The sequence below is a fragment of the Amycolatopsis albidoflavus genome (assembly GCF_039525725.1).
GTDB lineage: Bacteria > Actinomycetota > Actinomycetes > Mycobacteriales > Pseudonocardiaceae > Amycolatopsis > Amycolatopsis albidoflava.
Genome location: NZ_BAAAHV010000028.1, coordinates 83,379 through 102,117 on the forward strand (window position 1 = coordinate 83,379; position 18,739 = coordinate 102,117).

Consider the following 18,739-nt stretch of genomic DNA (forward strand, 5'->3'; position numbering starts at 1 on the left):
CGGCTCCGGCGACGACCCACGATCCGCCCGGCCCGGCCGCTTCCCGGTCCCGCCGGCCCGACGAGGTGAGGGAATCATGGCCAGTCCCCTGTCCCCGGTGGACGAACGTCCCCGATTCGGCCCGCTGGTGCTGCTGGGTTTGCAGCACGTGCTCGTGATGTACGCCGGTGTCGTCGTGGTGCCGATCGTGGTCGGCGCCGGGCTGGGCCTGCCCCAGTCGCAGATCGCCGACCTGGTCAGCGTCGACCTAGTGCTCGCCGGGATCGGCACCATGCTGCAGGCGTTCGGCGTCTGGAAATTCGGCATCCGGATGCCGCTCGTGGTCGGCGCGGCGTCCAACGGAATCGTCCCGATGGTGCTGATCGGCAGCACGCAGGGCCTGTCCACAGTGTACGGCTCGCTGCTCGTGGTCGGCGTGCTCTGGGTGCTGATCGCGCCGTTGTTCAGCAAGCTGCTCAAGCTGTTCCCGGAGGTCGTCACCGGCACGGTCATCACGTTGATCGGATTGACGCTGATCCCGGTCGGGCTGAAACTCATCGCCGGTTCCAATCCGTCCGCGCACAACTACGGTGCGCCGGCGAATCTCGCGCTGGCCGGGTTCACACTCGCCTTGATCGCGGTGTTCTACCGGGTGTTCCGCGGTCTGCTCGGCCAGCTCGCGATGCTGATCGCGCTCACTGTCGGCGCGATCGTCGGCTGGGTGACCGGATTGGGCAGCCTCGCCGGAGTCGCCCATGGCCCGGTCTTCGGACTTCTGCGACCGATGCATTACGGAGCGTTGCATTTCGACATTCCGTCGATTCTGCTGTTCCTGGTGATCGTTTTCGTGCTGATGGTCGAGGCGTCCGGACAGGGCCTCGCGGTCGGCCAGGTGGTCGGCAAGAAGGTCGGACCGCGCGACATCGCCAATCTGCTCCGGGTGGACGGACTGCTCACCGCGCTCAGCGGCGTGTTCAACGGTTTCGCCTACACCACGTTCGGCCAGAACATCGGACTCGTCGCGCTGACGAAGGTGCGCAGCCGTTACCCGGTCGCGGTCGGCGGCATGATCCTGGTGGTTTTCGGGGTGGTGCAGCCGATCGGCCGGGTGATCGCGGCGATCCCGCAACCGGTGATCGGCGCGGCCGCCGTCGCCACCTTCGCGGCGCTGACGGTGTCCGGCATTCAGCTGCTGTCCCGGGTGGACTTCAACCAGACCGGCAATCTCGTGATCGTCATGCTGTCGCTCGGCGTCGGCTTGATCCCCGCAGGCGCGCCGGACTTTTACAAACAGTTTCCGTTCGCCGCACAGGTTTTCCTGAAGAGCGGCGTGGCCACCGGCACCGTACTGGCGGTGCTGCTGAACCTGCTTTTCTTCGCTGCTCGGAAACGGCGGCCGGAAGAGCCGCTCGTGCACCGAGAACCCGCCGCGAAGCTTTCCCAGTCCTGAAAGGACGTCATGGGCACCGAACCGCAGCGGCCCCGGCTGATCGTCGGCATCACCGGGGCCAGCGGCCCGCACCTTGCTGTCCACCTGCTGACCGCGCTGCGCAAGCTCGGCACGGTGGAAACGCATCTGGTCATGTCCCGGGCCGCGCACCGCACCATCGAACTGGAAACCGGAATGCCGCCCGCCGAGGTGGCCGAACTTGCTGATGTCCGCCATGCGCGCGGGGACATCGCCGCGTCCATCGCGTCCGGTTCCTTTCGCACCATGGGCATGGTCGTCGTGCCGTGCTCGATGAAAACCGTCGCCGGGATCGCGCACGGCTACAGCGACGACCTGCTCGTCCGCGCCGCCGACGTGACACTAAAAGAACGCCGTCCGCTCGTGCTCGTCGCCAGGGAAACCCCGTTGAGCCTCGTGCATCTGCGCAATCTCGTGGCGGTGACCGAGGCGGGCGCGACCGTGCTGCCGCCGGTGCCCGCCTTCTACCACCAGCCCGAGTCCATTGAGGACATCCTCGCCCACCTGACCGGCAAGGTGCTCGACCAGTTCGGCATCGAGAACGAACTGTTCGCGCGCTGGCAGGGGCCGCCCGCCTCGCAAGGAGTTTCGCGGTGAACCACCGGCAAGATCCCCATGCTTTCGTCGACCAGTATCGCCAGGATTTTCCCGACGACGTGCTCGTCCTCGACGATCCCGTTCCGGCCGACGAGGGCGTCACCGGGGTGATTTACGAACTCGCCGCCGCCGGGCGGCACGAGATGGTGCTGTTCCGGAAGGTGACCGGGCTGGACGTGCCGGTGGTCAGCAACCTGTTCGCTTCGCGGCAGCGCATCGCCCGCATGCTCGAAACCGGACCGTCCGGTTTGCACAGTGCCTACCAGCAGCGTGCGCTTCGCGCGATGCCGCCGAGAGTGGTCGACAGCGGGCCCGTGCTGGACGACGTGACGACTGATGTCGACTTGGCGACCATCCCGATGCTGCGGCACTTCGCCAGCGACCGATCCCCTTACGTCACCAGCGGCATCATCGTCGCGGAGGATCCGGACACCGGCGTCGGCAACCTCAGCTACCACCGGGCGATGCCGCATTCCCGCACCGAATTGGCGACCAGTCTTCATTCTCGGGGCGACCTGTGGCGGATGCTTCAGAAATACGCCGAACGCGGCGAGCCGATGCCGGTCGCGATGGTGCTCGGCGGGCATCCGCTGTTCATGCTCGCCGCGTCCGCACGGGTCGGCTACGACGTGGACGAACGCGCGGTGGCGGGCGGATTGCTCGGCGAACCGCTGGAAGTCGTGCGCACCCCGCAGCACGGCATCGGCGTTCCGGCCTGGTCGGACTTCGTGCTGGAGGGCACGATCGACGCCTCCGAGCACGCGGATGAAGGCCCGTTCGGCGAATTCTCCGGCTATTCCTCGAACCGCTCGACCAACAACGTGCTCCGCGTGCAAACGATCATGCGCCGCTCCGACGCCATGCTCATCGACGTCGTCGGCGGAAACACCGACGAGCACCTGAATCTCGCCCGCGTTCCGCGAGAATCGGAAATGGCGGAGAAACTCAAGGCGCGCTTCCCGGACGTCACCGCAGTCCATTACCCGACGTCCGGCACGCACTTCCATTGCTATGTCGCACTACGCCAGCGACGACCCGGGCAAGCCCGCCAGGTGATGCTCGGCCTGCTCGGCTGGGACCCGTACGTGAAGACGGTGATCGCGGTGGACGAGGACGTCGACGTCACCAATGACAGCGACGTGCTCTGGGCACTCGCCACGCATTTCCAGCCACACCAAGACTTGTTCACTGTGGACGGTCTGCCCGGATCGCCGCTCGACCCGTCCTCGGGCTCCGACGGCACGACGTCCCGGATGGGCCTGGACGCCACCCGCGGCCCGCAGTTCGACGGCAACCGCATTGTCGTCTCCGAAGAAGCACGCCAGCACGCTCGCCGGATTCTCGGCGGGAACGGTTAAGGAGGGAATCATCATGGCCAAAATCCCGGTGACGGTACTGACCGGCTTTCTCGGCTCCGGCAAAACCACGCTCGTCAACCACATCCTCACCGCGAACCACGGGCACCGGATCGCGGTGATCGAGAACGAGTTCGGCGAAATCCCGATCGACAACGCGCTCGTGCTCGGCGGCGACGAGAAGATCATCGAAATGAGCAACGGCTGCTGCCTGTGCTGCACCGCGCGCACCGACCTGATCGAAATCCTGCAGTCGCTGCTGCGCCGGCGCGAACGGTTCGACCGGATCCTCATCGAGACCAGCGGAATGGCCGACCCGAACCCGGTCGCGCAGACGTTCTTCGTGGACGACGAGGTGTCGGCGGCCTTCGCACTGGACGCGATCGTCACGCTGGTCGACGCGCGGCACGTCGGCAGCCATCTCGAGGAGGGCGAGCACGACGGCGTCGGCGGCCAGGTGAGCAACCAGATCGCGTTCGCCGACCGGATCGTGCTCAACAAGATCGACCTGGTCACCGACCCGGAAATCGAGGAACTGCGCACGCGGCTCCGCTCGGTGAACGCGACCGCGGACATCCTCACGTCCAGTTACGGGAGCGTCGACCTGGACGACATCCTCGGCATCAACGCCTTCGACCTGAACCGCACCGTCGCCGCCGATCCAGGCTGGCTCGAAGACGAGTCCCACCACCACGACCCGACGCTGGAATCCGTCTCGATCGAACTCGACTGCCCCCTGGACCGCGCCGCGTTCGAACAGTGGCTCACTGCGTTGCTGGCCGAACGCGGCGACGATCTGTACCGGTTCAAGGGAATCCTGGCTTTCGACCGTCGCACGGTGCTGCAGGGCGTGCACCGGATTTACGAATTGACCGATGCGGGAGAGTGGGGCGAGGAGCCGCCGGTCAGCAAGCTCGTGCTCATCGGCCGAAACCTGGACCGCGCGGAGCTGACCGACACCGTGTCGCGCTGCAGCCTCACCGCGGTTGGACGGTGACCTACGTAAGCGCCGCAGTCACGTCCAGCTCGACGAGCTGCCCTCGGTAGCCCAGACACGCCACCCCGACCAGCGTGCTCGCCGTGGTGAACGCCGCCGCGATCGGCGAGTTCACGAACCGTTCCCACACCGCGGCAAGGGTCGGCTGGTCGGAGGTCGCCACGTAGATCACCGTGCGCACCACGTCCTCCGAGGTCGCGCCGGCGTGGGCCAGCGCGGCCTCGGTGTTGGCGACGACCTGGTCCACCTGAGCGAGGACATCGCCCGGGACGACCTGGCCGTCGAGCGACAGCGGGCACTGGCCGGCGAGGTGCACGGTGCGGCGCGCGTCGACGGTGGTCACGTGGTGATAGCCGGGAGTCGGATGCAAGGAGGGCGGGTTCTGCCGTTCAATGGTCACGAGGCGGATCGTCGCTCACGCACGCGGCGGCCCGCCACGGGATTTCCGGACCGGGAGGGCGTATGCGCAGGACCATCGACTGGGCCGACGGGGCGATCGTGATCGTGGACCAGGTAGCGCTTCCGGGCGAGTACCGCATCCTCACGCTGCGCACCGTGACCGAACTGGTCGACGCGATCCAGCGGCTGGCGGTCCGCGGAGCACCGGCGCTGGGAGCGGCGGGCGCGCTGGGGGTCGCGTTGGCGGCTCGCCAGGGCGACGACGTGCGGGCGGAAGCTGAGCGAATCGCACATGCCCGTCCGACAGCGGTCAACCTGGCTTGGGGCGTTTCCCGGGCGCTGACCCAACTACCGCACGGAGCCGACGCGGTGCTGGCCGAAGCACAGTCGATGCTCGACGAGGACGAGCAACGCAACCACACCGCGTCGGCGCACGCGGCGGAAGTCGTGCTGGATGCGTGCCCGCGCAGGCCGTTGCGGCTGCTCAGCCACTGCAATACCGGACACCTCGCGACGGTCTCGTGGGGCACGGCGCTCGGCGTCGTCTGGCACCTGCACGAGCGGGGCCTGGTCGAGTCAGTGCTGGTCGACGAGACGCGGCCGTTGCTGCAGGGATCCCGCCTCACCGCTTGGGAACTCGAGCAAGCCGGGGTGCCCTACCGCGTGCAACCGGACGGCGCGGCAGCCACCGCGATGGCGCGCGGCCTGGTCGACTGCGTGCTCGTCGGCGCGGACCGGATCGCGGCGAACGGCGACGTGGCCAACAAAATCGGCACCTACAGCCTGGCCATCGCCGCCGCCCACCACCAGGTCCCGTTCGTGGTCGTCGCCCCGACGTCCACTGTGGACAAAGCCATCGCCACCGGCGCGGACATCACCATCGAAGAACGCGCGGCCACCGAGCTGACGGAGTTCGGCGGAACCCAGATCGCGCCGAAGGGCTCAGCAGTATTCAACCCGGCCTTCGACGTCACACCCCACGCGCTCATCACCGCGGTAGTCACCGAGGACGGTGTGTTCGGCTCGTGACCCTGGTGCGGTGGCGCTCCAGAGCTAGGGGCGTGGGCCGACGACCTCGGCACCGTCCCGCACGGTGATCGCCATGGCCGGGCAGGAGTCCGCCGCGTCCAGCACAGTCTCGTCCGGTCCGACATTCCCGGCGACGGCCCGCGCGGTGGCCCCGTCCAGCTCGAACACCTCCGGCATCAACGACGCGCACATCCCGCTCCCGATGCACGCGCCCCCGTCGACTTCAATCGTCCAGCTCATCGTTCACCATCCCACCGGCATCGACCGCGGCCCGCGAACCAGCATCTGCGTCTTCCACTCGATATCCCCGGCCAGCCGCAGCCCAGGCAACTCCCGGGTCAACGCCCGCAACGCCTCCTGCAGTTCCAGCCGGGCGAGCGGAGCCCCCAGACAGTGGTGCACCCCGTGCCCGAACCCGAGATGATGGTTGTCGCCACGGTCTAGCACGAGCTGGTCCGCGGTCCCGAACTGCAGCCGGTCCCGATTGGCCGCCCCGATCGCCACCAGCACCGGTTCCCCTTGGCGCACCAGGACATCGCCGACCTGGACGTCCTCCACCGCATACCGCGCGAACCCGGCCCCAGCCCCGAGCGGCACGAAGCGAAGCAGCTCCTCCACCGCGGTCGGGATGAGCGACGGGTCGGCACACAACCGTTCCCAGTGCTCGTGCTGATCCAGCAACGCATAAACGAAGTTAGGAATCTGGCTGGCCGTCGTTTCGTGCCCAGCCACCAGAATCCCGACGCACAGATCGACCAATTCCAGCTCAGTAAGCCGATCCCGGACATCCCGCGCCTCGATGAGCGCGGTCATCAGGTCGTCCTGCGGCCGCGCGCGATGCTCGGCGATCAGACCGGCCATGTACGCCCGCAGCTCCTCGCGGCTGCGCTCCGACTCCTCCGGCGTAAGCCGCGTGGTCGACAACGCCGCATCGCTCCACTCGCGGAACTGCGGCCGGTCGCCCACCGGCACCCCGAGCAGTTCGCAGATCACCGCGACCGGGATCGGCAGCGCGTACAGATCGACAAGATCAGCCGGTTGCCCGTGCTCCCGCAACTGCGCGATCAGCTCGTCAGCCAGCCGCGCCACCCTCGGGCGCAATTCCTCGACGCGCCGCGCGGTGAACGCCTTCGCGACGAGCGTGCGCAGCCGGGTGTGATCCGGCGGGTCCATCGACAGGATGCCGCCCGGACGCCGGTACCCCGACATCCGCGGCTCGTCGCTTTCTTGCGCCAGCGCGCGGGAAAACCGCCGGTCGCCGAGCACGAGGCGGGCGTCGGCGTAGCGGGTGGCGAGCCAGGCGGCCTCGCCGTGCGGCATCTGGACGCGAATCATCCCGGCGTTCTCGCGAGCGGCGGTGTAGGCCTCGTTGAGCGCGAGGCCCGCCTCCTCGTTGAACGGGTAGGCGAGCGGTTCGGTGTGCGTGGTGGTCATGCCAACGACTCCCCGGATCCCTTTGTAAGCAGGTGCTTACATGCCTACACCCGAGATCGGCCGCACGTCAATCCGCCAGGAGATTCCAGAAAGTCCCGGGACGCCTGACCGGTCAAGCTCACCGCCGGTGCGACAGGTGGCACTAGGTTCACCATGAGACCGGGTACCGGCTTCATGGCACCGTCCTCCCGCAGTGCCCTAGCGTCATGCCATGACGATTCCAGCCGGGCTGAGACGCGCGGTCCTCCGCGCGCGGCGGGACACCGGTTTTCTTGCCGCCGGCGTGCTGCCGCACCTGGCGCTGATGCCCGTTTGGGCCTGGGCGGCGGCGACTGCCGCCAGGACGGAAAACTGGCTCCTCACGGTTTCTGTGTCGGCCGCCCTGGTCCTGCTCGGCACCCCGGTGCTGACAGCCGTTCAGCGGGCTCGCTACCGGATGCTCCTCGGCGTGGATGTCCCCCGGCTCACCCGCACGGCGCCGGAACAATGGACGTGGACCTCGGCCGCCCGGTGGTTCGCGGCGACGCGGCCTTGGCGCAAGATCGGCTACCACCTCCTGCTGGGCCCGTTGCTGGCGCTGCTGGAGTTGCTGGTGCTCGCGGTGGCCGCGGCGAGCCTGGCGGGCGTCCTTGTCTACGGCTGGGCGTGGGCGCTGCCAACCGGAATCCGCCCGGACGGGTTCGGCTACCTGACTCAACTTCCGGCCTGCACCGCGGCCGGGCTCCTCCTGCTGTGCGCCCTGCCCTGGACCGCTCGGGCAGTAGCCCAGGCCGAGGCGCGGCTGGCATTGGGCCTGCTCGGGCCCAGCCAGGCGCAGCGGCTCCAGGAACGGGTCGATCAGCTTGCGGTGAGCCGGACCGACTTGATCGAGGCCGTCGACGCGGAGCGCCGCCGGATCGAGCGCGACCTGCACGACGGCACCCAGCAGCGGTTGGTGTCCCTCGCGGTCAACCTGGGACTGGCCATCGCCACCCGCCCGGACCTGCCGAGCGACGCCCGCGAAGTGATCGAGAGAGCGCACCGGGAGGCGAAGGAGGCGATCGCCGAAATCAACGACCTGGTGCGGGGCCTGCACCCGGCCGTGCTCGAGGACCGGGGCCTGGACGCGGCGTTGTCCGGGCTGGCTGCCCGCACGCCGCTGCCGGTGCGGCTGCGGGTCCATCTGGAGGAGCGGGTGGCACCCAACGCGGAGTCAGTCGCGTACTTCGTGATCTCCGAGGCGCTGACCAATGCGACGAAGCACGCCAACGCGATGCGCGCGGAGGTGATCGTCCGTCAGGTCGGCGAGGTGCTGCGAGTGCGCGTTACCGACGACGGGCTGGGCGGTGCCGACGCCGCCGCCGGCACGGGGCTGACCGGGCTGGCCAAGCGGGTCGGCTCCCTCGACGGGGCCTTCCACGTAAGCAGCCCCGTCGGCGGGCCCACCACCGTCACCGCGGAGCTGCCGTGCGCGCGGTGATCGCCGAGGATTCGGTGTTGTTGCGGGTCGGCCTGATCAAGGTGCTGGAGGCGGGCGGGTTCCAGGTCGTCGCGGAAGCCGGCGACGCGGAGGGGCTGCTGGCGGCGGTGGCGGAGCACCGGCCCGAACTCGCCTTGATCGACGTCCGGATGCCGCCCGGCTTCACCGACGAGGGGGTGCGGGCGGCGATGGAGATCCGCCGGCGCTGGCCGGGGACGCCGGTGGTGCTGCTTTCGCAGTACGTGGAGGAGCGATACGCGGCCGACCTGCTGGCCGCGAACACCAGCGGGGTGGGATACCTGCTCAAGCAGCGGGTCGCCGATGTCGCCGACTTCGTGGCGGCGGTCCGGCGCGTGGCGGACGGGGGCACTGCTCTTGACCCGCAAGTCGTCGCCCAGCTGATCCTGCGGCGCGACAGCGACCCGCTCGCGCGGCTGACTCCTCGCGAACGGGACGTGCTCGGCCTGATGGCCGAGGGACGCTCCAATGCCGGCATCGCGCAGGCGCTGGTGGTCAGCGAGAGCGCGGTGGCGAAGCACATCAACAACATCTTCGCCAAGCTCGACCTGCCCGTGGTCGACGCGGACCACCGCCGCGTCCTGGCCGTGCTGCGGTTTCTCGGAGCTTCCCGTGCCTGACCTTCCTGTCCGTGAGGCATCGCGCGCTGGCACCGGACCGTGAGTGCCGATCACGTCGCGAGCCCTTCCGGTCGGCGGCCCGGCCGGGGTAAGGCCCGGGTCGCGAGAACCGCGCAGACCACCGCCAGCGGCACCTCGGCGAAGACCGCCATCAGCACCGCCAGCGTGAAGTCCGGACCCGGGGCGGCCGTCATGATGTCGAACCAGGCGTCGGCCAGGAGCAGGGCCGAGGTCGCGGCGGCGGTCAGGCAGGCCCGGCGGTCGCCGCGTCTGAGGAGCAGTCCGGTGGAGAGCAGGCCGAGCGCCTCAAGGCTGTCCAGGCCCGTCCACATCCAGGCCCAGTGCGCGGCCTGAGCGGTGGACGGCAGTTCGGTGTGCAGGAAGACCAGCCAGGGAATCATCGCCAGCCCGAGCACGGTGAGAACCGTGGCCGCCCGGCGAAGCAGCAGGGGGAGCGTCGAAGCGGCGGCGGTCTTCGTAAGGATCCGCGGGACACCGCTCGCCATGACACTCCCTCCGGTGCCCGCCCCTCGGGCACGGCATCAGCATGTCTTTCGCGGTGTGCCCGAGGCAGTAACGCTCCTATCCGACTTGATGGTGGCAGTAGGTACACCCTTCGGCTCCAGACCTGAAAACGCAGCTGCAGCACTAGGCTCGATCCAATGACTTCCGCATGGACGAACGAAACCGCGATCCAGCAGTGGAACACCGGCAGCACCCGGGAATCGATGGAAGCGACTGCCGAGAGCGGCGACTTCGCCAAGCAGCATCTGGTCAATCCCGTCCTTCTCCGGCTTCTCGGCGACGTGCGCGGCCGGAGAGTGCTGGACGCGGGCTGTGGCAACGGTTATTTCAGCCGGATGCTCGCCGCGCGCGGGGCCGAGGTGACCGGGGTCGAACCGGCCGCGAGCCTGATCTCGTTCGCCAAGGAGAAGCCCGCCGAGGGGATTTTCCTACCTCCAAACAGATCTCGCTCGGCTGCCGAAGCTGGAGCCGTTCGACGCCGTCGTCTGCAGCATGGTGCTGATGGCGATTCCCGACTGGAAGCCCGCGATGCGCGCCTGTGTCGAGGCGCTGCGGCCGGGCGGGCTGTTCGTGTTCGCCATCGTCCATCCGGCGTTCGAGGAGTTGTTCGGCACCTGGCGGGAGCACGGCGAATACCGCCGGAAGGAGTACCTGGCGGAGTACGAGATCGCCGGGCGCGACGCGTCGGACTTCCATCGGCCGCTTTCCGCTTATCTCAACGAAGTGGCCGCGCTCGGCTGCCGGGTGCGCGAAGTCGTCGAGCCGGGGCTCGACCCGGTGCACGGGATCGAGGCTTACGCGCGCATGCCGAACTTCCTGATCGTCGCGGCGGAAACCGGCTGCCCGATAGGGCAATAACCGGTTCCCGAACGCCCCGGCCGCGGCCCGGTTTTGGATAGCGTGGTCGCATGGTGGACTACGGCCTGGATTTGTCCGAAATAACCCGCGAAGCCGCGTTGCCGGATTTGCTCGCGGAAGGCGACGACCTCGACGCGGTAGTGTCCGCGGAGCCGGACTGGTCGAGACCCACCCCGGCGCAGCGGTGGACGATCGGCCACCAGATCGCGCACCTCACGGCAGCCGACGCGAACGTCCTCCTGGCCATCCGTACGCCGGAGAAGTTCGCCGCGGTGCTGGAGGAAGACGCCGACGCCGTCGCGGCCGAGGGAGCCGCGCGACCGCGTTCGGAGCTGCTGGACTCCTGGCGCGCCGGGCGGGCCGAAGTGGCGGCGGCCCTCGGCGAGATCCCGTTGGACCAGCCATTTCCCTGGTACGGCTCGGAGTCCACCGCGACGCTCGCGGTAGCGCTTCGGCTGATGGAAACCTGGGCGCACGGACAGGACATCTTCGACACCGTTGGCGTCGAACACCATCCGACGGACCGGCTCAAGCACATCGCTGCCTTGGGCTTCGCCGGGCGCGGGCTGTCGTTCTACGCCGCCAAGCTGCCGCTGCCGACCGAGCCGATCCGGCTCGAACTGACCGGTCCCGACGGCGCCGTCTGGGGTTGGGGTCCGGACGACGCCGCACAACGGATCCGGGGCAGCGCACGAGATTTCTGCCTTCGCATCACTCAGCGGCGCGCGTTGGACGAAACCGGACTGGCCGCGATCGGCGACGACGCGAAAGCCTGGCTCGAGAACGCCCGGGTCTTCCTCTAACGACGCCCGGGCCGCAGCAGCGCGACGCCCAAGGTCAACGCGCTCGTCGACGCCACGTGGATCGCCAGCGCCTTCCGGTTCGGCGCCCACACTCCAGTCGTCGGACCGCCGGACCACATCGCCGCGACGAAACCGCCCGCGGCACAAGCCATTGCCCGCCACAACGCCGGCGAGCGATCCCGCCCAGCCGCCAACCCGGCGCCCACCGCACCGAAAGCGCCCGCAGTGATCAGCGCTTCGCGCGCCATGTGGTACTGCACGTGGCCCTCTCCGTTCCGGACCTCCGGCGCGCGGTAGCTCGGATCGGTGATGTGCGTGACCGTCTGCCACACCGACGGCGCGGCGGCGGCCAGGCCCGCGACAACCGCTGCCGCGCCCAGGGTTTCCCGCTTCATTGCTCGTCCTTTCCCTTGAGGTGGTGCGAAACCCGCCGCAGCGCGTCGTTCACCACGTCGATGGTTTCCGGGTCGAGAGCGTTCGCGATTTCGCGTTCGATCTCGGTCTTGAGCTCGAACGACGCGAGCGCCTGCCGTTTGCCCTCCTCGGTGAGGGACACGAGCACCGAACGCCGGTCGCCGGGGTCCTTGTCCCGGCGGACCCAGCCGCGGGCCTCGAGCCGGGTGATCCGGTGCGTGACCGAACCCGAGGTCAGCTCGACCGCGGCCATCACCTGCCCCGGCGTCAGCCGATGCCCGGGCGCGCGCTTGAGCGCGGCGAGCATTTCCAGCTCCCACAACTCGATCCCGTGCGCGGACAGCTCGCGGCGCATCGCCACTTCCAGCTGGTGCGCGACCCGCCGCAGCCGGTAGGACAGCGACTTCGCGCCCAGCACGCTCTCGTCGCCGCCGCCGCGCCGGACGGCGTCCACCAGGTCGTCGACCGCGTCCCGCGGGGCTGTGTTCACCGGCACGGACCTTTCTCTCGACATCAAGACAGTGAGAGAATACCTTGACGTCAAGACAGTTCGCCAGTCGAGCATCGTCAAGGGGGAACCATGGACATCGAAGTCGCAGTGATCGGAGCCGGACCCGTCGGGATGGCGGCGGCCGCGTTCCTGCGCCACGCCGGAGTCTCGGTCCGGGTCTTCGAAGCGAATCCGGACCGGGTGTGGCAATCGAGGGCGACGACCGTCCATCCGCGCACGCTCGAAGTCCTCGACGCGCTGCCGGACGAGGCGGGTTCGCTGGCCGCACGCCTGGTCGCCGAGGGAAATCCGGTGCCTGCCGCGCATTTCGCGACCCTGCCGAACCTGCTGAGCTACACCGGACTCGACACTTCGTTCCCGTTCGTGCTGATGCTCCCGCAGCCGGAAACCGAGCGGCTGCTCGCCGAGCATCTGGCCGAGCGGGGCGTCGTGATCGAGCCCGGGTGGAAACTCGCCGACCTAGCGCAGGACGAGGAAGGCGTCACCATCGTCTCGGAAACCGGCGACTCCCAGCGCGTCGGTTACGTCGTCGGCGCGGACGGCGCGCACAGCGCGACCCGTCACGCGCTCGGCCTCGGCTTTCCCGGAAATCCCGCGTCCACTATGGGTTTCCTCGCCGACGTGCGCCTGGAACGCCCGCCAGCCCACCCGCACAACTGGGACTACGAACGCGGCTCGTACAGCGTGCTTCCGCTGCCCGGCGGCATTCACCGCATCTTCGGCCACGAACCCGGCGACACCGGCCTCACGCCTGAGGAAGCCGCGCGCCGCCAGGCGCTGATTCCCGACGAGACCGAACTGCGTGCGACGCTGAAACGGCTCGCCGACGACGATTTCGGCATCACCGAGGTGATCTGGGCCTCGCGGACCGGCGACACCACCCGACACGTCGAGCAGTACCGCGTCGGACGGGTGTTCCTCGCTGGCGACGCCGCGCACGTCCACCTTCCGGCGGGCGGGCAGGGTCTCAACGTCGGTGTGCAGGACGCGGCGAACCTCGCGTGGAAGCTCGCCGCGGAGGTGAAGGGCCGCGCACCGCGGCGAATCATCGACGGCCCGCAATCCTACGACGCCGAACGCCGTCCCATCGCGGCCCGGCTCGCGGCGAACACCCTCGCCCAGGCCGCGCTCATGGTCAATTTCACTCCCGGCGGAAAAGCGTTGCGCGACTTGATGTCCAGCCTCATCGGCCGCGACGGCGACACCGCGGACGAACTGCGCGGCTGGCTGTCCGGGCTGGAGGTTTCCTACGCCGAGGACGACAGCCTGGTCGGCCGCCGCGTGCCCAACCTTCCGCTCGCCGACGGCCGCACCCTCCATCGCGCACTGCGACCAGATCGGCTCACTCTCGTGGCTTTCGGCAGCACCGTCGCGGAAGCCGAGAACGTCGTGCGCTCAACCCGGGACTGGCACGATCTGGCCGCCGTGCTCGTGCGCCCGGACGGTTACGCCGCCGAAGTGTGGACAGCGGAAGAAAAGATCACCACCGACTGGATGGAGCGCTGAATGGGCGTGGACACCGCACGCGGACGCTTCGGCATTCTCGCGATCCTGTGCTCCAGCATCCTCGTCGTCGCGATGGACAACACCATCGTCAACGTCGCGCTCCCGGTCATCCGCGCCGATCTCGACGCGTCGATCAACGGTCTGCAATGGACGATCGACTCCTACACGCTGGTGATCGCCTGCTTCCTGATGCTCGGCGGAGCCACCGGAGACCGGTTGGGGCGCAAGCGAATCTTCCTCGCCGGGTTGGTCCTTTTCGGACTCGGCTCGCTGCTGTGCAGCCTCGCCCCGTCGATCGGCTGGCTGGTCGCCGCCCGGATCGTGCAGGCGCTCGGCGGCGCGATGCTGAACCCGGTCGCGATGTCGATCATCACGAACGTCTTCGCCGACCCCGGCGAGCGCGCGCGGGCGATCGGGGTGTGGGGGTCGATCGTCGGGATCTCGCTGGGCGTCGGCCCGGTGCTCGGCGGCGTGCTCACCGAGAGCATCGGCTGGCGGGCGATCTTCTGGGTCAACGTCCCCGTGGTCGTCGCGGCGCTCGCGCTGACTGTGCGCTACGTGCCGGAATCGCGGGCTCCGCGACCGCGCCGGCCGGATCCGGTGGGACAAGTACTGGTCGTGGTGCTGCTTGGCTCGGTGGTGACCGCGGCGATCGAAGGCCAACGGCTCGGCTGGGGTTCGCCGCTGATCCTCAGTCTGGCCGGGCTCGGCGTGCTCGCCCTGATCGCACTGATCCGCTGGGAAATCCGCCGCCGGGAACCACTGGTCGAACTGCGGTTCTTCCGGAGCGCGCCGTTCTCGTCGGCCACGATCAGCGCGGTATGCGGGCTCGCGGCGTTCGGGACGTTCCTGTTCCTGTCGCCGCTGTACCTGCAGGACGTGCGCGGACTGTCGGCACTGCAATCCGGCTTGCTGCTGTTGCCGACCGCCGTGGCCGTGACGATCGCCGCGCCGCTGGCCGGACGTCTCGTCGCCACTCGCGGCGCGCGGATTCCGCTGCTGACCGCTGGGATCTCGATGACCGTGGTTGCCGTCGTGCTCACCACCGCGTCGGCCACCACGCCGCTTTGGGTGCTCGCGATCGCGTACGGAGTGTTCGGGATGGGCTTCGGCCTGCTGAACCCGCCCATCACCAACGCGGCGGTGAGCGGCATGCCGCGGTCTCAAGCCGGGGTCGCCGCCGCGGTCGCGTCCACTTCGCGGCAGGTCGGGCAGACCCTCGGGGTCGCCGTCGCGGGCACCATCCTGGCTGCCGCGGCCACTCCGCTGGCCGGCTACGCCACCGCCTGGTGGGCCGTCGCGGGCGGGACCGCGCTCATCATCCTGCTCGCCGTCGTCGCCACCACGGCTTGGGCGCGCGCGGGGGCGGAACGGGTGGCCCGCCGTTTCGCCGACGAGCCGATCAGCGAACCGGTCTAATCGCGGCGGGTGAATCGGGCAGAGGTGTGGTCCTTCCGTCGCCTATCCGGATCGATCGCCCCGCGACGGTGCGGGCGTCTCCAGAGTGGAAGATGCCCGCACCGTCGGAGGAAAGGCGCCATCCGCATGCCCACCCCGCCCGAGACCCCGGCACTTCCGACCACCCGAACCCCCGCCTGCCCGTTCGACCCGCCCGCCGAGTACGCCGAACTCCGGGAGGCGGCGCCGGTGTCGCGGATCCGCTGCCCGGCCGGGTTCGACACCTGGCTCGTCACCCGTTACGACGACGTCCGCGCGGTGCTCGCCGACCCGGCGCTCAGCTCGCGCGGAGCCTCGTCGGTGCACGTCAAAGCCGATCTGGACCCGTACGCCGAGATCGACCCGGGTTCGATCATCCAGCTCGACGGCGCGGAGCATTCCCGGCTGCGCAAGATGGTCGTCGCCGAGTTCACCGTCCGGCGGGTGGAGAAGCTGCGCGAGTACGTCCGCCAGCAGGTCGAGCGGCATCTCGACGCCATGCTCGCCAAGCCGGGCCGCGCCGAGCTGGTCCAGGACTTCGCGCTGCCGATCCCGTCGCTGGCGATCTGCGAGCTCCTCGGCGTCCCATATGCCGACCGCGAGCTGTTCCAGCGCCAGAGCAGCCTGCTGGTCAGCACCGACCAGGACGCCGAAACCACCGAGCAGGCGTACCACGAACTGGCCGGTTACCTGGGCAAACTGTTCGCCGGCAAGCAGCAGGACCCCCACGACGACCTGTTCAGCAAGCTCATCGTCCGGGCCGAGGCTTCCGGCGAGACGCTCGATCTGGACGAGCTGATCATGCTCGGGCTCAGCCTCCTGGTCGCCGGGCACGAAACCACCGCCAACATGATCGCGCTCAGTGCCCTTCTGCTGCTGGAACAGCCGGAGCAGCGCGCGCAGGCCCTCGCCGATCCGCCGCGCGCGGTCGAGGAACTGCTGCGGTATCTGTCGGTCGTGCAGTTCGGCGTGCTGCGGTACGCCACCGAAGAGGTCAAGGTCGGCGACCAAACGGTGGCCGAGGGTGACTGGCTGATCGCCGCGCTGAACTCGGCCAACCGCGACGAGGACCGGTATCCGCACGCCGACCAGCTGGACTTCACTCGCGAATCGCCGCGCACGCACGTCGCCTTCGGGTTCGGTGCGCACCAGTGCATCGGCCAGCAGCTCGCGCGCGTCGAAATGCAGGAGGCGCTGACCGCGTTGTTCCGCCGCGTGCCGGACCTGCGGCTGGCGGTGCCGAAGGAATCTTTGGCGTACAAGCACAACACGCTCGTCTACGGCCCTGAGGAGCTGCCGGTCGCCTGGCCCGCGTAGTTCGTCCGGCCGATCCCCGGCCGTCCGGGTTAACCTCGTCGCGCATCACCGGCGCACACCAGGGGGAAACCGAATGGCCGCGGACCAGCCTTCGCGCAAACGCGACGCGACGGCGACGAAAGCCGCGCTGCTCGACGCCGCGGCCGAGCTGTTCGCCGACCGCGGCTTCGACCGCACGACGGTGCGCGACATCGCGAACCGCGCGGGCGTCAACCAGGCGTTGCTGTTCCGGTACTTCGGCAGCAAGGACGCGCTGTTCGAGCACGTGATGGCGCGCGGCGGCCTGGCCCAGGTCGAGACGACCCCGCCGGAGCGGCTGTTCTCCGCGGCGCTGCGGAGCCTCCTCGAACGCGACGACTCCGCGTCCCGCTCGATCGAGACCTACCTGCGGTCGTCCGGCACCGATCGCGCCGACGAGGCTCTCCGCGCCCAGCTCGACGCCGAGTACACCCGCGCGCTGTCCGGGCTCACCGACGAGCCGGACGCCGAACTCCGCGCCGACCTCGCGATGGCCTGGCTGCTCGGCATCGGCCTGGTCCGCTCGATCACCCGCAAGGAACCGCTCGCCACCGCGTCCGCCGACGAGATCGAACGGCTCATCGGCCCCGCCGTGCGCACCCTGCTCGAACGCAGCAAGTAATTCGCTACGGCGGAGGAAGGCGCGCCGATACCGTCAGCGCATGTTCCCGCCCGCCGCCACCGCGGCCGAGTCCGACCAGCTGACCCGCGAAGGCCTGCTGCCCGCGGTACGAGACCTCCTCCGTTCGCTCGGCGAACCCGGCGAGCCTGTGCCGTTCGACGACGGTTCGCTGCCGGTGTACGCGGTCGGCGACCAGCTCGTCCTGAAGCTCTATCCGCCGGTGTACCTCGACGAGCTGGCCACCGAGCGCGCCATGCTGGAAGTCCTGCACGGCAAGCTCCCCATCCCCACGCCGGGCGTCGTGCACGCCGGAACGCGCGACGGCTGGGGTTACGTCGTGATGGAACGGCTTCCCGGGCGCACGCTCAAGCAGGTCTGGCCGGAACTGTCCACAGCGGACAAACTCGCGCTCGCCCCGAAGATCGGCGAGGCGCTGTCCACTTTGCACTCCGTGCGCGACCCGGCGTTGTCCGTGCTCGCTCCGCGGGACTGGACCGCGTTCCTTGCCGGGCAACGCGAAAAGCTGGTCGACCACCATCGCCAGACCAAGCTGGACGAACACTGGCTGGCCCAGCTGCCGGAGTTCGTCGACGCGGTCGACCTGGGGACGCCGGAAACCGTGCCGCTGCACACCGAGGTCATGCGCGACCATCTGATGGTCACCCGAGAAGGGGACAACTGGCGGCTGTCCGGCCTGTTCGATTTCGAACCGGCCATGCGCGGCGCGGCGGAATACGAGTTCGCCGCCGTCGGCTTGTTCGTTTCCAGCGGCGACTCGGCATTTCTGCGCAGTCTTCTGCTCGCTTACGGTTACCGTCCGGCCGACCTCGGCCCGGACTTCTCCCGCCGTTGCCTCGCGTACACGCTTCTGCACGTCTACAGCGACTTCCGCTGGTACCTCGACGTGCTCCCGGCTCCGGAAAAACCTACTTTCGTATCCCTCGCGGACGCATGGTGGGGCGCGTGAGGGGTACCCCCGAACTACCCCGCGACATACCCCCGTAAAAAGGAGTGAAATACGCGACAACCCGGCAATCGCGACGGACACTGGAACTGTTCCCGGGGTACACCAGGGGCCGGGACCAGAAGGAGGAACCGCCGTGACTGCCGAGTTGAACCATCGGGAGCGGGCAACCCTGCGTGCAGTGGCCGGAGGGCACGCGGAGATCAGCTGCAGCTGCGAACCGGACTTGTTCGTGGACGGGCTGAGCTGCTGCGACCAGGGCACGGTCCGCGACCTCGTCCGCAAAGGGCTGATCGCGCCCGCCGAGGACGGAGCGTGCGGCGCGCGGGTACGCGCGGTGCTCACCGAAGCCGGGGTGCGTGCGTTGGACGGAAAGCCCGTCGCGGCTTGATCTTCCGGAGCTCGAGCC

General features: G+C 69.1%; 20 protein-coding genes and 1 pseudogene. 15 read left to right on the top strand and 6 right to left on the bottom strand.

From position 1 onward, the window contains the following. The first annotated feature begins 76 nt into the window (after positions 1–76). The 4 genes from ABD156_RS43150 to ABD156_RS43165 are packed head-to-tail and all read left to right on the top strand — an operon-like array spanning position 77 to position 4,396. The gene (locus ABD156_RS43150; RefSeq protein ID WP_344287167.1) at positions 77–1,429 is read left to right on the top strand and encodes a nucleobase:cation symporter-2 family protein; all 1,353 of its coding nucleotides are present in this window, start codon (positions 77–79) and stop codon (positions 1,427–1,429) included. 9 nt (positions 1,430–1,438) lie between these two features. Beyond that, the gene (locus ABD156_RS43155; RefSeq protein ID WP_344287169.1) at positions 1,439–2,044 is read left to right on the top strand and encodes a UbiX family flavin prenyltransferase; all 606 of its coding nucleotides are present in this window, start codon (positions 1,439–1,441) and stop codon (positions 2,042–2,044) included. Then, positions 2,041–3,402, top strand: coding sequence for a UbiD family decarboxylase (locus ABD156_RS43160; protein ID WP_344287171.1), 1,362 nt, complete (start codon positions 2,041–2,043; stop codon positions 3,400–3,402). The genes ABD156_RS43155 and ABD156_RS43160 overlap by 4 nt, the downstream gene beginning before the upstream one ends. A gap of 13 nt (positions 3,403–3,415) precedes the next feature. Beyond that, the gene (locus tag ABD156_RS43165; protein ID WP_344287173.1) at positions 3,416–4,396 is read left to right on the top strand and encodes a CobW family GTP-binding protein; all 981 of its coding nucleotides are present in this window, start codon (positions 3,416–3,418) and stop codon (positions 4,394–4,396) included. A 1-nt stretch (position 4,397) separates the two neighbouring features. On the opposite strand, the gene ABD156_RS43170 is transcribed toward ABD156_RS43165, so the two are convergent. Further along, complete coding sequence (locus ABD156_RS43170; protein ID WP_344287175.1) at positions 4,398–4,796, bottom strand: RidA family protein; 399 nt, start codon at positions 4,794–4,796, stop codon at positions 4,398–4,400. A gap of 62 nt (positions 4,797–4,858) precedes the next feature. Between ABD156_RS43170 and mtnA the strand changes: the two genes are divergently transcribed. Further along, positions 4,859–5,824, top strand: a complete 966-nt coding sequence (gene mtnA, locus ABD156_RS43175) for an S-methyl-5-thioribose-1-phosphate isomerase (protein ID WP_344287177.1) — start codon at positions 4,859–4,861, stop codon at positions 5,822–5,824. Positions 5,825–5,848: 24 nt separating this feature from the next. Here the strand turns inward: mtnA and ABD156_RS43180 are convergent, their stop codons facing one another. Both ABD156_RS43180 and ABD156_RS43185 read right to left on the bottom strand, forming a co-directional pair. Then, entirely contained in the window at positions 5,849–6,064 is a 216-nt protein-coding gene (locus ABD156_RS43180; protein ID WP_344287179.1) for a ferredoxin, read from the bottom strand. 3 nt (positions 6,065–6,067) lie between these two features. Further along, a complete protein-coding gene (locus tag ABD156_RS43185; RefSeq protein ID WP_344287181.1) occupies positions 6,068–7,258 on the bottom strand; it encodes a cytochrome P450 in 1,191 nt (396 codons plus the stop codon). A 211-nt stretch (positions 7,259–7,469) separates the two neighbouring features. On the opposite strand from ABD156_RS43185, the gene ABD156_RS43190 reads away from it, so the two are divergent. Continuing rightward, positions 7,470–8,717 carry a sensor histidine kinase gene (locus ABD156_RS43190; RefSeq protein WP_344287183.1) on the top strand — a complete coding sequence of 416 codons (1,248 nt, stop codon included), beginning with the start codon at positions 7,470–7,472 and terminating at the stop codon, positions 8,715–8,717. After that, positions 8,705–9,355, top strand: coding sequence for a response regulator (locus tag ABD156_RS43195; protein ID WP_344287185.1), 651 nt, complete (start codon positions 8,705–8,707; stop codon positions 9,353–9,355). The genes ABD156_RS43190 and ABD156_RS43195 overlap by 13 nt, the downstream gene beginning before the upstream one ends. 50 nt (positions 9,356–9,405) lie before the next feature. Here the strand turns inward: ABD156_RS43195 and ABD156_RS43200 are convergent, their stop codons facing one another. Next, positions 9,406–9,861, bottom strand: coding sequence for a hypothetical protein (locus tag ABD156_RS43200; protein ID WP_344287187.1), 456 nt, complete (start codon positions 9,859–9,861; stop codon positions 9,406–9,408). 271 nt (positions 9,862–10,132) lie between these two features. Here ABD156_RS43200 and ABD156_RS43205 point away from each other — a divergent pair. Both ABD156_RS43205 and ABD156_RS43210 read left to right on the top strand, forming a co-directional pair. After that, positions 10,133–10,738 (top strand): annotated as a pseudogene (locus ABD156_RS43205) (class I SAM-dependent methyltransferase); the annotation flags it as partial. A 50-nt stretch (positions 10,739–10,788) separates the two neighbouring features. Next, entirely contained in the window at positions 10,789–11,541 is a 753-nt protein-coding gene (locus ABD156_RS43210; protein WP_344287189.1) for a maleylpyruvate isomerase family mycothiol-dependent enzyme, read from the top strand. Here ABD156_RS43210 and ABD156_RS43215 read toward each other — a convergent pair. Both ABD156_RS43215 and ABD156_RS43220 read right to left on the bottom strand, forming a co-directional pair. Continuing rightward, positions 11,538–11,936, bottom strand: coding sequence for a hypothetical protein (locus tag ABD156_RS43215; RefSeq protein WP_344287191.1), 399 nt, complete (start codon positions 11,934–11,936; stop codon positions 11,538–11,540). The two genes, ABD156_RS43210 and ABD156_RS43215, sit on opposite strands and share 4 nt — an antisense overlap. Beyond that, positions 11,933–12,445, bottom strand: a complete 513-nt coding sequence (locus tag ABD156_RS43220) for a MarR family winged helix-turn-helix transcriptional regulator (RefSeq protein ID WP_344287193.1) — start codon at positions 12,443–12,445, stop codon at positions 11,933–11,935. Before ABD156_RS43220 ends, ABD156_RS43215 begins: the two co-directional genes overlap by 4 nt. Before the next feature lie 90 nt (positions 12,446–12,535). On the opposite strand from ABD156_RS43220, the gene ABD156_RS43225 reads away from it, so the two are divergent. The 6 genes from ABD156_RS43225 to ABD156_RS43250 all read left to right on the top strand — a co-directional run bounded on the left by ABD156_RS43225 (position 12,536) and on the right by ABD156_RS43250 (position 18,721). Next, positions 12,536–13,972, top strand: a complete 1,437-nt coding sequence (locus ABD156_RS43225) for an FAD-dependent monooxygenase (RefSeq protein ID WP_344287195.1) — start codon at positions 12,536–12,538, stop codon at positions 13,970–13,972. Beyond that, positions 13,973–15,391, top strand: a complete 1,419-nt coding sequence (locus tag ABD156_RS43230; RefSeq protein WP_344287197.1) for an MFS transporter — start codon at positions 13,973–13,975, stop codon at positions 15,389–15,391. A 126-nt stretch (positions 15,392–15,517) separates the two neighbouring features. After that, positions 15,518–16,726 (top strand): cytochrome P450, encoded by a 1,209-nt coding sequence (locus tag ABD156_RS43235; RefSeq protein WP_344287199.1) that lies wholly within the window; start codon positions 15,518–15,520, stop codon positions 16,724–16,726. Between the two features lie 73 nt (positions 16,727–16,799). Then, complete coding sequence (locus tag ABD156_RS43240) at positions 16,800–17,366, top strand: TetR family transcriptional regulator (RefSeq protein ID WP_344287201.1); 567 nt, start codon at positions 16,800–16,802, stop codon at positions 17,364–17,366. Positions 17,367–17,406: 40 nt separating this feature from the next. Beyond that, a complete protein-coding gene (locus ABD156_RS43245) occupies positions 17,407–18,333 on the top strand; it encodes an aminoglycoside phosphotransferase family protein (protein ID WP_344287203.1) in 927 nt (308 codons plus the stop codon). 133 nt (positions 18,334–18,466) lie between these two features. Continuing rightward, entirely contained in the window at positions 18,467–18,721 is a 255-nt protein-coding gene (locus ABD156_RS43250; RefSeq protein ID WP_344287205.1) for a hypothetical protein, read from the top strand. Positions 18,722–18,739 lie beyond the last annotated feature (18 nt).

Excerpts from the sequence above, each read along its gene's own strand:
- ABD156_RS43190 (WP_344287183.1), top strand. The coding sequence starts at position 7,470 with ATGACGATTCCAGCCGGGCTGAGACGCGCGGTCCTCCGCGCGCGGCGG.
- ABD156_RS43230 (WP_344287197.1), top strand. The coding sequence starts at position 13,973 with ATGGGCGTGGACACCGCACGCGGACGCTTCGGCATTCTCGCGATCCTG.
- mtnA (WP_344287177.1), top strand. The coding sequence starts at position 4,859 with ATGCGCAGGACCATCGACTGGGCCGACGGGGCGATCGTGATCGTGGAC.
- ABD156_RS43245 (WP_344287203.1), top strand. The coding sequence starts at position 17,407 with ATGTTCCCGCCCGCCGCCACCGCGGCCGAGTCCGACCAGCTGACCCGC.
- ABD156_RS43210 (WP_344287189.1), top strand. The coding sequence starts at position 10,789 with ATGGTGGACTACGGCCTGGATTTGTCCGAAATAACCCGCGAAGCCGCG.
- ABD156_RS43150 (WP_344287167.1), top strand. The coding sequence starts at position 77 with ATGGCCAGTCCCCTGTCCCCGGTGGACGAACGTCCCCGATTCGGCCCG.
- ABD156_RS43165 (WP_344287173.1), top strand. The coding sequence starts at position 3,416 with ATGGCCAAAATCCCGGTGACGGTACTGACCGGCTTTCTCGGCTCCGGC.
- ABD156_RS43235 (WP_344287199.1), top strand. The coding sequence starts at position 15,518 with ATGCCCACCCCGCCCGAGACCCCGGCACTTCCGACCACCCGAACCCCC.
- ABD156_RS43215 (WP_344287191.1), bottom strand. The coding sequence starts at position 11,936 with ATGAAGCGGGAAACCCTGGGCGCGGCAGCGGTTGTCGCGGGCCTGGCC.
- ABD156_RS43185 (WP_344287181.1), bottom strand. The coding sequence starts at position 7,258 with ATGACCACCACGCACACCGAACCGCTCGCCTACCCGTTCAACGAGGAG.
- ABD156_RS43155 (WP_344287169.1), top strand. The coding sequence starts at position 1,439 with ATGGGCACCGAACCGCAGCGGCCCCGGCTGATCGTCGGCATCACCGGG.
- ABD156_RS43240 (WP_344287201.1), top strand. The coding sequence starts at position 16,800 with ATGGCCGCGGACCAGCCTTCGCGCAAACGCGACGCGACGGCGACGAAA.
- ABD156_RS43200 (WP_344287187.1), bottom strand. The coding sequence starts at position 9,861 with ATGGCGAGCGGTGTCCCGCGGATCCTTACGAAGACCGCCGCCGCTTCG.
- ABD156_RS43180 (WP_344287179.1), bottom strand. The coding sequence starts at position 6,064 with ATGAGCTGGACGATTGAAGTCGACGGGGGCGCGTGCATCGGGAGCGGG.
- ABD156_RS43225 (WP_344287195.1), top strand. The coding sequence starts at position 12,536 with ATGGACATCGAAGTCGCAGTGATCGGAGCCGGACCCGTCGGGATGGCG.